This window comes from Candidatus Bathyarchaeota archaeon (assembly GCA_029882535.1).
GTDB lineage: Archaea > Thermoproteota > Bathyarchaeia > Bathyarchaeales > SOJC01 > JAOUKM01.
Window position 1 is genome coordinate 1 of sequence record JAOUKM010000036.1, and the last position, 14,493, is coordinate 14,493.

Below are 14,493 nucleotides of genomic sequence, written 5' to 3' on the forward strand. Positions count from 1 at the left end.
TGACTCCAATTAAACCGCACGCTTCACGCCTTGTGGTGCTCCCCCGCCAATTCCTTTAAGTTTCAGCCTTGCGGCCGTACTCCCCAGGCGGCGGGCTTAATGCCTTCGCTGCGGCACTAGAGTGGCTCGTAGCCACCCTAACACCTAGCCCGCATCGTTTACGGCTGGGACTACCCGGGTATCTAATCCGGTTCGCTCCCCCAGCTTTCGTCCCTCACCGTCGAGCTCGTTCTAGCCGACAGCCTTCGCCACTGGTGGTCCTCCCGGAATTATAGGATTTCACCCCTACTCCGAGAATACCGTCGGCCTCTCCCGTCCCCTAGCCCAACAGTATCCCCCGCAGTCCAACGATTGAATCGCTGGATTTAACGGAGGACTTGTTAAGCCGGCTACGGACGCTTTAAGCCCAATAAACATCCCTACCACTCGGAGAGCTGGTATTACCGCGGCGGCTGACACCAGACTTGCCCTCTCCTTATTCCTCCAGCTCCTTACACTGGAGAAAAGCCATCCTCAGCGGACGGCACTCGGGATAGCCCCGTCACACTTTCGTGTATTGCGGAGTTTTCGCGACTGCTGCGCCCCGTAGGGCCTGGACCCTTGTCTCAGTGTCCATCTCCGGGCTACCGCTCCCGCGGCCCGTACCGGTAAAAGGCTTGGTGAGCCGTTACCTCGCCAACAACCTGATCGGCTGCGGCCCCATCCTTAGGCGATGTCAAAAGCATGATTTAAACGTCTTTTGGGCGTGGATCCATTCCAGAAGCCCACGCCTATCAGGGATTAGCCCCAGTTTCCCGGGGTTATCTCTGTCCTAAGGGCAGGTTAGCCACATGTTACTGAGCCGTGTGCCGCGTCTCTTTCATAGCTGAGAGACGCACAACTAACATGTCTTAGTCCCATCCCGATAGCAGTAGGGTCCGGCAGGATCAACCGGATTTATGATGTGTTGGGAGTTTCTTGCCGCTTTTGCTGTGGGTTGGATTTGGGGGGTGGTTTTTGTGTGCGCTAAGCCTATGTTAGACCTAACCTCTGTTATCAGGTCTCCATTTTTTGTCCCCGTAACTGGAGGTCAACCGTTTGGGTCATCCGTAGGGCGTTTTTAAGCGCCTTTAGTGTCTGGGTTGACGCCGCCGCCGGAAGAGTTACGGGGCGTGTTTTTAACGTTGATAGCGATGACTAGTCGCTAAAGGAAATCAGAGGAGGGATTTCCCAATATAAAGATTGTGACTGTGGCTAATAAAACTAGCTCTTCGAAAATGTGTGTCATCCTACTGCCTGCAGTCAATGACAGTCAAAAAGACTTTGATATAGAGGATGTGTTTCCACTGAATATATATGCCAAAGCATTCCAGAATGTTCAGGGAAGATTTCTTAACCTCACTTCTGAACAGGTCCAAGATGCACTCCAAAAGGGAAAGGGCAAAGTCAATAATAAAGCGAGCAGTCTACTAAAGAAATCCAAAACCAAATACAAACTCGATAAAATCCAAATAGCCTATGAGATACTTAGACTGATAAGTCAAGAAAAAGAGCTAGATGATGTGTTGATTAAGAATTTCGATAAACTATTTGATGAGTTACATAAGATAATTGGTCTATATGAACGCTAAGAAAGGGATATTCTTGGGTGAAGATAGAGTCGATAAAGCAATAAAAGATTTCATTGTGATACCCGTAATAGTCTTGATAGGGTTTTATGTAACCGCCGCCATCATTGACAGCTTTCTTCATCTAAACAGCGAGACTTTTAAAATAATCTTTACTGGGGTCGGCGGTGTTGGGTTCTTCATAGTTTACTTAAAAAGGAAAATGTCTGGGTTGTAGGACATATTGGCTACTCGAATCCCCCCACTTGTTGAAGACATCTTCAAAATCAAAGAACTGGAAAAACCTATCTATCTTTTGAGAAGCGAATAGATGCCTAGCAATTCCTTGGTTGAAAAGCCATAACCTTTAAAGTTTTGTCGGAGTCTTCTTTTATAATGGAAGCGACCCTAGACTTCATAGCTTGCTTACACCAAACAAGTTTTGGAGTTTTAGGGTTCGCTTCCGCTTTGACTTCTCAGAAAATCGAGCCATATGTAGCTTGGCAAGGTTGACTTGGTGCGTTTGTGAAATTTATATTATGATTGAGCATTTAATCTAAAGAGGGTGATAGTCATAAGAAATCCAGAATGCTTCAAATGTGGTGCGGAATCTTCGAAGTTCCTTATCTGGATGCATCCTACTGGCGAGGGTGAAATGATAATTCTATTCTGCAACGAATGTGGTGCAGTTCAAGAAGTAACAATGAAGCAAAGCTAGATTAGGTTTAATCAACTGATTAAGCTTTCAAGGGTTAGATATATTCGAAGTTTTCGCACTAATCCAGAGTTTCAAACGGAGTTGATACTTCCACTGTTCCTGATAGCAACGCGACTAGTAGCAAAGTTTACAGAAGAAAACCTTCAAAGTAGCCACAGGTAACATCCATTTCTGAAAGGGTTAAAAGCTCCAATGCAGTTGCTACTGTAATCGTGAAAAAATGTTCAGCACCAAACTCGACCCACACATTTTCTTGATAGACCTCAAACCAGCCGGCTTTAGCCACTTCATCGCCTCTTACGTACTAAAAGCAAAGAAAACGGCAATCATTGAAACTGGACCTACTGCAACTATTCCAAACTTGTTGGCTGGATTGAGAGAGATAGAAGTAGACGCCAAAGATGTTGATTACGTGGCGGTTTCCCACATCCATCTTGACCACGGCGGAGGTGCAGGCACACTTCTTAGCCACTTGCCAAAGGCGAAGCTTATCGTTCACAAAAGAGGGGCTCCCCATATCGCAGACCCCGCAAGGTTGTGGAGCCAATCGAAGCAAGTGTTAGGCAAAGTTGCTGAACTCTATGAAGAGCCTGTGTCCGTTATTAAAGAGCGGATAATAGTTGCCAAAGATAGAATGACAGTTGATTTAGGCGAAGGTGTTGAATTAAAGGCTATAGAAACTCTTGGCCACGCATCCCACCATCAAAGTTTCTACGAAAAAAGAAGCAAAGGCGTCTTTCCAGGTGATACTGCTGGAATTTACATCCCCGAATTCAAAACAATCACACCGACAACTCCGCCGCCTTTTCATTTAGAAACGGCGTTAGCTTCCATTGAAAAACTGAAGCAGCTAAAACCTAAGCTATTATATTATTCGCATTTTGGCCGAGCAACAGACGCCTTGGAAAAACTACAGACACATGCTGATCAGCTGAGACTTTGGGCGAATGTTGTGGCTGAAAAAATGAAGGAAGGAGCAACTATAGAAGAAATAAAAGAGGAAATCGCAAACAGGGATTCCGAAGTACACAAGGTAAAAAGTTACATTAAAACTCACCCCATCATGGGCAGAGGCACCTTTTCGCAAAACATTCAAGGCTTCATAGAATATTTCAAGTATAAGGAAAGACAACATTAGCAATTGCCTATTTGAAAATCTTTGGCTTCTACACCAAAATTACTTATATTTCGCCTTCCACTCACATTCCATAAAGTGAAAAAGCTTGAACAAACCAAAACGACGAGGACGCCCAACCTACAACGTGCCACTCGAAAAACTTGACAACTACTCGTGGCGCATCCCACAAAAATACAAACTAGGCATGCGCGTTCCAGGCATAGTCTTTGCAGATGAAGAACTGCTGGAAAAAATGAAGACAGACAGAACACTGGAACAGAGCGCTAACGTCGCTCATTTACCAGGCATATACAAGTACTCCGTAACCTTGCCAGACGGTCATGAAGGATACGGCTTCCCCATCGGAGGAGTAGCCGCAACAGACTACGAGGAAGGAGTGATAAGCCCTGGAGGAGTAGGATACGACATAAACTGCGGCGTAAGACTACTAACAACAAACCTCAGCGAACAAGACATACAACCCAAGCTAAAAGAGTTAACAAACACAATTTTCAACAATGTTCCATGCGGTCTCGGTAGCCGCAGAAAAGACTTCCGAATCAAAACCAACGAACTCGACAGACTAGCAGAAGAAGGGAGTTTTTGGCTGGTGGAGCAGGGAATGGGGCGGAAAGAAGACATTGAACACTGCGAAGAAAACGGTCACATGAAAACAGCGAACCCAGATAAAGTTTCAACCACAGCGAAAAACCGAGGAGCCACCCAGATTGGCACTTTAGGATCAGGCAACCACTTCCTTGAAATTGAAAAAGTCGGCAAAATCTACAACCCTGACGTGGCAAAAGCCTTCGGCATAAACGAGGAAGGACAAGTCACCGTCATGATTCATTGCGGTTCTCGCGGGTATGGGCATCAAATATGCTCCGACTATCTTCGTGTAATGGAGCGAGCGGTGCACAAATATAAGATTAATCTGCCTGACCGAGAGCTTGCATGTGCACATGGGAAAACAAAAGAAGCCGAAGACTATTTCAAAGCAATGTCATGTGCGGTTAACTATGCCTTCTCTAACCGCCAAGCAATAACGCATTGGGTGAGACAGAGCTTTGAACAGGTTTTTAGGCAGCCGGCAGAAACGTTTGGTCTCCAACTGGTTTATGACGTAGCACACAACATTGCCAAGATTGAGGAACACCGTGTTAATGGTCAACGTAAGAAGGTTTGGATTCATCGGAAAGGGGCGACAAGAGCTTTTCCACCTAATAACCCAGCTGTGCCAATTGACTACCGCAATTTTGGGCAGCCTGTCCTTATCCCCGGCAGTATGGGTTCAAGCTCGTGGCTTCTTGTTGGTGCAGCAAAGGCTATGGAAGTGTCTTTCGGCTCGACGGCTCATGGAGCGGGTAGGATGATGAGTCGGTCGGCGGCAAAACGGAGGTTTTGGGGTGGCGACGTAAAAAGGGCTTTGGAGAAGCGTGGAATGGTTGTTCGAGCGGCAAGCGTTGTGGTTCTTGCAGAGGAAGCTGATCCTGCTTATAAGAATGTGGATAGGGTGGTAGAGGTAAGCGACAAGGTGGGAATTGCTACACGTGTGGCAAGGCTGTTGCCAATAGCCGTGGTGAAAGGCTAGAAATACTTTTTGTTTTCTTTTTTTTGGGGGTGAAGCTACAGAAATAATATATAGTCTTAGACTGCACAAGAGTCTGTTTGTGAAGAGTTATGTCAACAGGTTTTGAAAGAATTGGAAGCGACTCTCGGCTTCAAGATCATTGGATAAAGAGGCTTGTTGCTTTTATTATCGATAGCATAATTGTGTGGATAGGTACTCTAATCATCGCAGCGATTATCACTATACCTCTTATTATAATAGCAGCAGTAGCAGGCTTGCCTTGGTTTATATTTAACCCTTTTGTATTCCCGTTTTTCGCAGGAGTCTTAAGCGTCTTATACTTCGCCTTTTTTGAATCTTCTTATGGATGGACTTTCGGCAAGAAAATCATGAACCTAAAAACCGTAAAACTGGGCGGTCAAATGCCTCCTTTAGATGCAGCGTTTATCAGAAATGTAAGCAAGATTTACTGGATTTTAGTTCTCATAGACGTAATTATTGGTTTAGCAACGCCAGGTGATCCGCATCAAAGAGTAAGTGACCGCATGGCTAGGACTACTGTTGTTTTAACAACTGCAAGTCCATCACCACCTCCACCGCCAACTTCATAAGAACACTCAAAGAGACAAGTCATATGAAAGTTTCAATTAAAGACATTACAGAGGATGGTATCAAAGAAATCCCCGAACCATGTAGAACTTGTTTATACTGGGAAAAACCAGCTTTTGAAAAAGGCAGACAGAAAGTGGCGCAAACAGAAAAAGAAAAGTATGCAACGATGAAAGCCGCTTGGTTTCTCAAAACACTAAAAGAGTTTGGAAACTGCGGCAAAATAATACACGCTGACAACAAACCAGTAGGATACGCTCAATACTCCACCTCAAACAGATTCCCAAACGTCCAAGAATACGGATCCAAAAAGTTAGGAACAGCAAAGGAAAGTATTGTTTTCATCTCTTGTCTATACATCAGCGACGAAAGCTTTCGCGGGAAAAACCTAGGCGAAAAACTTCTTGATCAAGTAATCGCTGACTTGAGAAAACACGGTTTCAAGGCTGTCGAAACCTTTGCTAGAAAGGGCTCAGCGAACAATCCTTCTGGACCCATCAAGCTTTATCTGAGAAAAGGATTCCACGTTGAAGAGGAAATAAACTCGGATTTTGCCCTTGTTAGGCTGAACCTTTAGGTTTGTTTGCTTCTAACGAAATGAAACAGATACTCCTGAGCGTATCCAGCATATTTTCCGAAATAGTCTCGAGCAAACGAGCCTATCTTGTTATACTCTTTTGTGGATAGTGAGGTTTTCTCCGAGATTCTACTGATGAACGACGCATCATAATGGTTCGCGTAATGCTTCTGAATTATGCGTTTCATCCAAACATCTACGGGAAACGCTTCCAGCTTCTCAAGAGAGAAAAGCAAAACACAGTCAGCCACTTTGTTTCCGACGCCGGGAAGCCGTAGCAGTTCGTCTTTAGCTGTCTCATAATCAATCTTTTTCAGTGTTTCAAAATCAACTTTATTACAGTCGACCATTCTTGCTGTTTCTCGAACTCGTTTTGCCCGAAATCCTAGTTTGCATTTTCTAAGCTCATTCAGAGTGGCGTTTGCTAGCACATTAGGTTCTGGAAACGTGTAAGAAACGTGGTTTTCGAAAGCAATTTCATCTCCAAACCGTTTTGACAATTCGAAAATCATGTCTTTGATGGTGGGTATGCTCTTGTAAGTGGCGCATATGTATGAGATCAGGCATTCCCAAGGATTTTGTCTTGCTATGTGTAGTCCGGGAAATGCCTGAACGGCGCTTTCTGTCAAAGAGTCCCGGCTGATCTCAGAAATTATCTGCGGTAGATTGTCGTCTAATCGAAAATAGTTCCTTATGAAGTCAACATTTGTGCCTTCAAATTCGAGAACGTTATTTGTCTGTCGCACTTTGGAAATTTGATGCTTAACAATGCCATACCACCAGTCTTCCTTTTTCTCCCATCTAAACAGTTGTCCACACTGTAGAGTATTCTCTAAATCAAAAGGTCTAAAATGTTTGTTCAGCTTTAGCTCCATAGGTTTTTCAGTGTTGTTGAAGGAGATAGACTAATAAATGTTCTTAGCGTTGTTTCGATTCTTGTTAATGTAATGAAAACTTGAGTCTTGAATTAAGAGGGCAATTTGAAATGGTGAAGAACATTAGCATTTTTGGCCTTGAAGGGCTTCCGCTGATAAAGGCGGGTGACGACTTAGCTAGCTTGATTGTCTCAGCAGCAAAGAATAACAATGTCGAGATTGAAGACGGAGACATTTTGATCGTTGCACAAAAGGTGATTTCCAAAGCCGAAGACCGTGTAGTCCAGCTAGACATGGTGAAACCTTCTGAAAGAGCGTTAGGAATTGCAGAAAAGACAGGAAGAAACCCAAAACTTGTGGAGTTGGTTTTACGTGAATCAAAGCGTTTTCTGAAAGCTTCACGGCAAATACTTATAGTTGAAGACCAACGAGACATCGTTAACATAAATGCGGGAATAGACAAATCAAATGTAAAAGGCTCAAATCACTACGCACTCCTACCTGTAGATCCCGACGAGTCTGCTAGAAGTTTACGTTCCCGTATTAAGAAGCTAACTGGCAAAAACGTCGGAATCATCATATCCGACACATATAGTCGCGCTTTCCGACGGGGACAAGTTAATTTCGCAATTGGTCTAGCTGGGATTGACCCGTTCGTTGATTATCGTGGCACAGAGGACTTGTTCGGCTATGTCATGCGAGTCAAATTCAGCGCGGTTGCTGATGAATTAGCTAGTGCTGCAGAACTTATTATGGGAGAAGGAAAAGAGGCGATGCCCGTTGTAATTGTTAAAGGATTAAATCGGATAAGTTTCCGTGAAGACTCCTCTTTCAGAGATTTGGTTATCGATGAAAAGGAAGACTTGTTTAAGAATGTCTGGTAGCCACTTTAAGCATGGACAGCAAACATATAAACCACAAAACCAATGAACAACCTAAAACCGAAAGGTGCCAAACCAAGTGAAATGTAAGCAATGTAACGCCGAAACCTACATGCCCTTTAAATGCCCCTACTGCGACCAATATTTCTGCGTCGAGCACCGCCTGCCCGAAAATCATGATTGTCCAGAATACTGGCGTGCCCGAGCCCCAAGAGAACAGCCAGCAAAAACGCTGAAGACAGCAAAGACTGAACCTTCATACCAGTATTCTGTCACTATGATGCCTCCGCAAAAGAGGGGCAGAGTCATATGGTTCAGCACAACAGAACTTAAACACTTGGCGGTTGGAACCTTGCTTGTAATGGGCGTAGGTGCATCTCTGTTTCTGTTTGACTTTTCCCTAACAGCTGTAGCATCCTTAGCTATAGTCCTTACTTTTTCTTTTCTCGTACACGAGATAGCCCACAAAATAGCTGCACAGCATCAAGGATTATGGGCAGAATTTCGACTAACTCCTATAGGAGCCTTAATCACCCTAATCTCTATCTTTGCACCGTTATTCAAGATTATTTCTCCAGGCGCTGTTATGATTGCAGGTCTAGGCGACAGAGAAACAATAGGGAAAACTGCGTTTGCGGGGCCTTTAACAAACATTACTCTCGCTACGCTATTCCTTATAACTGGCTTAATAAGCAGCATAATCTATCCAAACCCGGTTTTAGTGTTTGTTGCGGTTTTTGGAGCGTGGATAAACTCTTTCATAGCCGTCTTTAACCTAATCCCTTTCGGTATAATGGATGGCTACAAAATTTTCAGGTGGAACAAGATTATGTGGACGTTAAACTTTTCTGTTTCGATTATACTAGCAATTTTAAGCCTTGTCTTTTTGTTTTTATGAAAAAATACTACAAGAAACAAAAGGCAACTCGTCAACGACACTAAACATCGCGTGCGGCAGAATACATTAAAAAATATACTAAGCTATACTAACAATGGGTTGAATATGATGTTACACATCTTAGAGCGAAGCTTGCATAAGAAGACGAATCAGGCAGATCTGGTTCAGCTACGGGGTCAGGAAAGAAATCTGACCACTTGCATGGTCAAGAATGGAATTATAGAGAGATTCTCACAGATCAGTTTAAGTGGAGCTGGCGCTCGGGCTTTTGTGGATGGCAAGTCTTGGGGTTTTAGTTCAACAAATACGCTTGATTCTGAGAGCGTTTTACAGACAATAAATAGCGCGATAAACTTGGCAAAGACATCTTCAAAGTCGAAACGAAGGAAGATACAGCTTGAGACTCCCAAGAAAGTTGTGGCAGACAGATCGATACCGATTAAAAAATCTCCCAAGGATCTCTTACCACCAGAAATCGTGAAAATCCCTTTAGAAGCCTACAAAGGTGCAAAGGACGTGGGATCCAACGTGGCGGATATTAAAGCCACATATATTTGCATTGAAGACGACAAATACTTTCTTAATTCGGAAGGATCACGCCTTCATCAAGAAACAACTCGCGTACTACTGTTTGTCGATGTCATAGCGAAATGCAATGGGCTGCTTTGTCCTGCCTCTGAAAACCTTGGTCACACAGGAGGATTAGAGCTTTTCGACAAGACTACGCCATATTCTCTGGGAAAAGACGTGGCGGCCACGGCAGTCCAACTTATTAAAGCAAAGGCACCACCATCGGGAAAGTTTCGAGTAGTTATACATCCTACTTTGTGCGCTACTATGCTTCACGAAGCTATTGGGCATCCGCTGGAAGCGGACTTGGCCATGTCTGGAGGAGGTTTTGGCAATTGCCTTGGCAAGGGTGTCTCATCTGAACTTGTTACAATTTATGATTCTGGTCAGGTACCCAACGGTTTGGGTTATTTCGTGTTTGATGATGAAGGTGTAGAATCTAAACGCACTGACCTTATCAAGAATGGGGTGTTGAAATCTTTTATGCATGATATGACAAGTGCAGCCCTTGCAGATGTGCATCCAACTGGGAATGCTCATGCTTGGGATTACAGTGTGGAGCCCTTAATTAGGCAAACCAACATCGGTCTTGAAGCTGGCGACTATTCACAGGAGGAAATGATTGAGGGCATCAAGGAAGGGTTGTTTCTTGAAGGAACATTCGGAGGTCAAGCGGATGTCAATGCCGACTTCACTTTTGGCTTCCAGAAGGCAAAATGGATTAAAAATGGTAGATTGACAGAGGATCTACGTGGCGCAAACGTTGCTGGTAACGCAATTGAAGTATTCAAAACCATTGATGCAATAGGTAAAGAAGCAGTTCTACGCCCAGGCGCTTGTGGAAAATTTCAATTCGCTGTGCAGGGACGAGTTGCTCCACTGATTCGTTGCGAAATTATGATTGGAGGAATGGGAAGCGCATAAGATGACTTCAGATGAGAATTGGCAATTTTTGACCAATACGGTTCACAAGGTCATGAAGGCCCTTGAAATGAAGAATGTAACCCACGCAGAAGCATTTTTCGCAAGTAAGGAAATAATAGAAGTTACAATCAGGAACTCTGAAATATTTACACAAAACAAGATTAACGACTCTGGTGTCGGGTTCAGAATTGCCATTTCGGGCAAAGTTGGCTTTGCTTGCACAAATACTATGAATGAAAAGGTCATTTCTAAGGCAGCAGAAAAAGCGTTAGATATAGCTAAGGTAAGTTCTGAAGTACCACACTTCGCTCTCCCCGATACGGGCAAAGCTCCAAATGTGAAGGGTCTTTTCGATGCTCGAGTTGCTGAAATGGATCAGGAAGAAGCAATCAGCATTGCGAAGAGAGCGATAAGTGCTGCAGAGGATTTTGATAAGCGAGTAATAGCTAAAGATGGTCGCGTTCTCTTCGAGTCAGATCGAGTTGGAGTCATAAACACCCTGAGTGTTGATTTTGAAGAAAGAGGAACTCGAGCTGTAATTTATCTTGTAGGAGGAGGTGACCAAGATGGGGAAGTGACAAGTAGTTGTTATGATGCCAAGTTTAGCCGCGTGGCTAATTTAAAACCCGAAGCAATCGGAGAGAATGTAGCAAGAAAAGTTATCCAGCTTTTTGGTCCAAAACCTGTTAAAAGCTTCGAAGGTACAGTCATCTTTGGACCAGAAGCGGTCTCCTATCAAATCGTCGATGTGTTGGTGGATGCTCTGAAAGGAGATAATGCTCTGTCTGGGAGATCTGTGTGGATCAAGGATGTTGGACAAAATATTGGATCTCAGCCTCTGACAGTATCAGACAATGCAATACTCGAAAACGGATTTGGATCCAGAAGCTTTGATGATGAAGGATACCCTTCCCAAAACTCTGTTCTGATTAAAGACGGGGAACTCAAAGGTTTCCTGTACGATGCTACTACAGCTAACGCCTTTCAAAAAAGAAATACAGGTAATGCTTCACGTTCCCCTCGGGGTTTTGAGTTGGTAAACATGATAATTGGCACAAGCTACAGGACGACCCCCCAAATCAGCATATCAAACATGATGATGCATTCCGGAAGCAAAACCAAGGAACAACTTATCTCCGAAACAAAGAAAGGTGTCTTAGTCGAATCTATGGCTGGCTTTCCCCAAGAAGGCTCAGGAATGGTTAGCGCCCAGCTTTCCCAAGCATTCTTCATCTTGGATGGGGAGATAAAACATCCCATAAAGAATGGGATGGTTACTGGAGTGGTCTTCGACTGGTTAAAGCACATCACAGCAATGGGTAATGATTCTAAGCAGTTTCAAGACGCAGTAGTGCCTTCCCTTAAGGTAGAAGAAGTGAGAGTGGTCGGTGCCTAAGATTGAATATTTGCGACGTACATCTTATGCATGCATTGTCTACTGAAATGAGGTTGTTTAAATCATTTGCAGAATGCGATTGTTCACTTTTGGAATCCCTCAAGTGCACTAAGCATATCAGCTACATATATCTCAGAACCCGAATGTTTCTAATGGAACTCGTAAAAAATGGGATGATGCGGGAGCACTAGGACATTAGAAGTCTAATATCACTGTTCCAGATTCTGAGTTCATAAGGCTATTCTTCTAGGAAGGTGAGAAAAAGTGTATATGGAAAATATATTCCTAGAAAGCTTAGTCTCAGATCAGACAAGAAAGAGTTACAAACGTGGATTAGCTAAGTTTTCTGAGTTCTATCCTAAAGGTCCTAAAGGACTATTAGGTGAGGAAGATCCAGCTAAGATCATTGAACGTTACTATGTATGGTTAAAGAAGAAGTATAAACAGAATACTTGTAGATCTCTTACAAATCCAATTATTCAATATGTTAAGTACAATAACATTCCTTTGAACATAAGAAGATCCTTAGGAGTCTTTAGAACTACATTAACAACCAGAGATCACATTTTAACTTCTGATGAAGCAAGAGCAATGTACGATGTAAGTTCTTTAGAAGAAAAGGTATTAGTGAAAACTTGGCTACTTGGCTTAAGAATAGGTGATGCTTGTAGACTTGAATGGAAACAGTTCAACTTTGAATCTACTGATGACTTGAAAGAAACGTTAGTGTACACAAAGAAGGAAGGAATAGTTGCACACTGTTACATTGATCCAGAGTTTCAAGAGTTACTAGTGAAGCATATTCTTACTTTAGATCAGAAGAATCCTTACCTTTTCCAGAGTGAGAGAAAGGGACACTTAAGTGAGAAACAAATGTTAAGGAAGATACAAAGCTTACAGAGGAGAGCACAGATTAAAGCTCATGGATCTTTCAACTGGCACATTGCAAGAAAATTGTTTCTAAGAGTATGTGCTGAGAATGGTGTAACTAGTTGGAATGCTAAATTAATGTGTGGTAAGCAAGTAGACAAGAGTATCAAGACCTATATCAATCATGTCAATCTGAAGAAAGATGCAATCAAGGTTTCTAGAGTACTAAGAATGGACCCAGTGAAGAATAATGGTAGAGTAGGAAACTTAGAAGAAACTGTACAACTAGTGACTAAAGCCTTTGGTCAGTTCTTAAGAAAGATGCTAAAAGAAGAGGGATATGGAACTGAAATAGGATTCACTGTAGACTATGATAAAATGAGTGATGAAGAATTGATAAAGTGGTACTTAGGAGAAAGGTGAATTTCACAATTTAATTTCTTTCTTTTTCTGTGCTGCACTTCTTTCTATTTTCTTCATATATTTCGAAACATCAGAAGTTCTGACAAGTCCTTTTCGAATTGCAGAGACATCTTTGGATGGAACAGCAGTCTCCCTAATTACTCGTCTTCCATGCAGCGATTGCCTTACACCATGAACATCTGATGAACTTACTTTTCGGAGTTTGATTTTCTTAATATCCTCTCTTTTTCTTTTAGACAGTTTTACCACTTCTAATAATAGAACGTATTTGTCTCCAGTTTAACCATTTCGGTTTTCTCAACAATCTTTTTCTTCTTAAACCCAATGATTCTTCTATCATGGTTAAAATTCCTTTTGATATTTCATCGAAAATACTTAGAAGATCTATCTCCAACTTTTTCCACTCATCATTCTGATATAGATAACTAGCAACTGCCCAACAAAAAACAAGCTCATCAGCCAAATCAGGTGGTAGGAAGACTTCATATCCTTTGCTTACTGCATCAGCCCAAAGCTTTGATCTCTCTTCATATATGTTTTTGTAATCTTTGATTATGTCTTTTCCTGAAACCCAATCATAGCCCTTTTCAGTTAACATCAATACCTTGCCCCCTTCTTTTTGAAACTCTCTATAGGATTTAACAAGATCATCAAGGCGACTTACTGTACCATAAAGAGCTTCGAAGAAATGTCGTGCTTCTTTTCGCATTGTAAACTCTCTAGCAATACTTTGTTCCCTTACTCTAAGAATAGAATTCAAACAGTAAGCTATCATAGAGGCTACAATACCAATAATTGCACCTATAATGAGAGTTAATAGGTCACCATTCAATGTAACAGCCTACCTTTTCGTTATTCTAATTAGTTCTTTTGGTTCTGCTATAGCTTTTACGTTAGGTCTTGACTAAATCAACGTTTTTCAGTTTCTTGGTTATTTCGGTAAACTTTTCCTTTACAGATTCTTTGAAACCTTCATAGAGGATTCCGTCAATGTCGCTTGGTTTCTCTTTCGTTTCTTCTTTAAGAAGACAACACACATAGTCTCTTCCTAAAGCCCCTATGAAAAGTCCATGCTCGAAAACAACGTTTTGCCGTGCTCTTGAATTCAATTTGTCTAGTATTTTACACACGGTATCTATTTTGATCTTTTCCTTGCCTATCATAAACTTAGTTCTACACTTGTCTATATCTTTACGTAAACAGCCTAAGTCATCTGGTGTAACAATAACAAAAGCATAACCCACATTGTTTTGGATATATTCAAGTTGCTCAATTATCGTTTTACTTCCGCTTCTTTCTTTAAAGTCTTCAAACATTTCTGCCTCAAGATTCAACGTTTTTGACAGATATTTTTGAAGACGTAATGCTTGCGTTTCATCTCTACCATGAATTATAAACACTTTCCTCTTTTTGGCAATTTTAATAGTAGGAGTTCTCGTCTCTTCCTTTTTATCTTCTGGGGCTGAAGTAATAAATTCA

Annotated in this window: 15 protein-coding genes and 1 rRNA gene; 11 read left to right on the top strand and 5 right to left on the bottom strand. The window is 42.3% G+C overall.

Annotation, left to right across the window (positions count from 1 at the left end):
- Window positions 1-937: ribosomal RNA gene (locus OEX01_08015) — 16S ribosomal RNA — on the bottom strand; the annotation flags it as partial.
- A 319-nt stretch (window positions 938-1,256) separates the two neighbouring features.
- On the opposite strand from OEX01_08015, the gene OEX01_08020 reads away from it, so the two are divergent.
- The 6 genes from OEX01_08020 to OEX01_08045 all read left to right on the top strand — a co-directional run bounded on the left by OEX01_08020 (window position 1,257) and on the right by OEX01_08045 (window position 6,177).
- Window positions 1,257-1,610 (top strand): hypothetical protein, encoded by a 354-nt coding sequence (locus OEX01_08020; protein ID MDH5448926.1) that lies wholly within the window; start codon window positions 1,257-1,259, stop codon window positions 1,608-1,610.
- Window positions 1,611-1,623: 13 nt separating this feature from the next.
- Window positions 1,624-1,824, top strand: coding sequence for a hypothetical protein (locus OEX01_08025; GenBank protein MDH5448927.1), 201 nt, complete (start codon window positions 1,624-1,626; stop codon window positions 1,822-1,824).
- A 700-nt stretch (window positions 1,825-2,524) separates the two neighbouring features.
- The gene (locus tag OEX01_08030) at window positions 2,525-3,442 is read left to right on the top strand and encodes an MBL fold metallo-hydrolase (protein ID MDH5448928.1); all 918 of its coding nucleotides are present in this window, start codon (window positions 2,525-2,527) and stop codon (window positions 3,440-3,442) included.
- A 124-nt stretch (window positions 3,443-3,566) separates the two neighbouring features.
- Window positions 3,567-5,012 (top strand): RtcB family protein, encoded by a 1,446-nt coding sequence (locus tag OEX01_08035; GenBank protein MDH5448929.1) that lies wholly within the window; start codon window positions 3,567-3,569, stop codon window positions 5,010-5,012.
- Window positions 5,013-5,101: 89 nt separating this feature from the next.
- On the top strand, window positions 5,102-5,602 hold the full coding sequence (locus OEX01_08040) for an RDD family protein (protein ID MDH5448930.1): 501 nt from the start codon (window positions 5,102-5,104) through the stop codon (window positions 5,600-5,602).
- Between the two features lie 23 nt (window positions 5,603-5,625).
- Complete coding sequence (locus OEX01_08045) at window positions 5,626-6,177, top strand: GNAT family N-acetyltransferase (protein MDH5448931.1); 552 nt, start codon at window positions 5,626-5,628, stop codon at window positions 6,175-6,177.
- Here the strand turns inward: OEX01_08045 and OEX01_08050 are convergent.
- Window positions 6,174-7,052: a hypothetical protein gene (locus tag OEX01_08050; protein MDH5448932.1), complete on the bottom strand. Its 879-nt coding sequence runs from the start codon at window positions 7,050-7,052 to the stop codon at window positions 6,174-6,176. The genes OEX01_08045 and OEX01_08050 overlap by 4 nt on opposite strands.
- Before the next feature lie 110 nt (window positions 7,053-7,162).
- Between OEX01_08050 and cofE the strand changes: the two genes are divergently transcribed.
- The 5 genes from cofE (at window position 7,163) to OEX01_08075 (ending at window position 13,014) form a co-directional block, all read left to right on the top strand.
- Complete coding sequence (cofE, locus tag OEX01_08055; GenBank protein MDH5448933.1) at window positions 7,163-7,936, top strand: coenzyme F420-0:L-glutamate ligase; 774 nt, start codon at window positions 7,163-7,165, stop codon at window positions 7,934-7,936.
- A 76-nt stretch (window positions 7,937-8,012) separates the two neighbouring features.
- Window positions 8,013-8,831, top strand: coding sequence for a hypothetical protein (locus tag OEX01_08060; protein MDH5448934.1), 819 nt, complete (start codon window positions 8,013-8,015; stop codon window positions 8,829-8,831).
- 132 nt (window positions 8,832-8,963) lie between these two features.
- Entirely contained in the window at window positions 8,964-10,325 is a 1,362-nt protein-coding gene (locus OEX01_08065; protein ID MDH5448935.1) for a TldD/PmbA family protein, read from the top strand.
- A 1-nt stretch (window position 10,326) separates the two neighbouring features.
- The gene (locus tag OEX01_08070) at window positions 10,327-11,721 is read left to right on the top strand and encodes a TldD/PmbA family protein (GenBank protein MDH5448936.1); all 1,395 of its coding nucleotides are present in this window, start codon (window positions 10,327-10,329) and stop codon (window positions 11,719-11,721) included.
- Window positions 11,722-11,991: 270 nt separating this feature from the next.
- On the top strand, window positions 11,992-13,014 hold the full coding sequence (locus tag OEX01_08075; GenBank protein MDH5448937.1) for a tyrosine-type recombinase/integrase: 1,023 nt from the start codon (window positions 11,992-11,994) through the stop codon (window positions 13,012-13,014).
- A gap of 3 nt (window positions 13,015-13,017) precedes the next feature.
- Here OEX01_08075 and OEX01_08080 read toward each other — a convergent pair whose 3' ends face one another.
- The 3 genes from OEX01_08080 to OEX01_08090 all read right to left on the bottom strand — a co-directional run.
- On the bottom strand, window positions 13,018-13,263 hold the full coding sequence (locus tag OEX01_08080) for a hypothetical protein (GenBank protein MDH5448938.1): 246 nt from the start codon (window positions 13,261-13,263) through the stop codon (window positions 13,018-13,020).
- On the bottom strand, window positions 13,247-13,846 hold the full coding sequence (locus OEX01_08085; GenBank protein ID MDH5448939.1) for a hypothetical protein: 600 nt from the start codon (window positions 13,844-13,846) through the stop codon (window positions 13,247-13,249). Before OEX01_08085 ends, OEX01_08080 begins: the two co-directional genes overlap by 17 nt.
- 61 nt (window positions 13,847-13,907) lie before the next feature.
- Window positions 13,908-14,493, bottom strand: a 586-nt coding sequence (locus OEX01_08090; GenBank protein ID MDH5448940.1) for a nucleotide-binding protein, incomplete at its 5' end; no start/stop codon positions are given.

Excerpts from the sequence above, each read along its gene's own strand:
- OEX01_08020 (MDH5448926.1), top strand. The coding sequence starts at position 1,257 with ATGTGTGTCATCCTACTGCCTGCAGTCAATGACAGTCAAAAAGACTTT.
- OEX01_08030 (MDH5448928.1), top strand. The coding sequence starts at position 2,525 with ATGTTCAGCACCAAACTCGACCCACACATTTTCTTGATAGACCTCAAA.
- OEX01_08040 (MDH5448930.1), top strand. The coding sequence starts at position 5,102 with ATGTCAACAGGTTTTGAAAGAATTGGAAGCGACTCTCGGCTTCAAGAT.
- OEX01_08045 (MDH5448931.1), top strand. The coding sequence starts at position 5,626 with ATGAAAGTTTCAATTAAAGACATTACAGAGGATGGTATCAAAGAAATC.
- OEX01_08050 (MDH5448932.1), bottom strand. The coding sequence starts at position 7,052 with ATGGAGCTAAAGCTGAACAAACATTTTAGACCTTTTGATTTAGAGAAT.
- cofE (MDH5448933.1), top strand. The coding sequence starts at position 7,163 with ATGGTGAAGAACATTAGCATTTTTGGCCTTGAAGGGCTTCCGCTGATA.
- OEX01_08070 (MDH5448936.1), top strand. The coding sequence starts at position 10,327 with ATGACTTCAGATGAGAATTGGCAATTTTTGACCAATACGGTTCACAAG.
- OEX01_08075 (MDH5448937.1), top strand. The coding sequence starts at position 11,992 with ATGGAAAATATATTCCTAGAAAGCTTAGTCTCAGATCAGACAAGAAAG.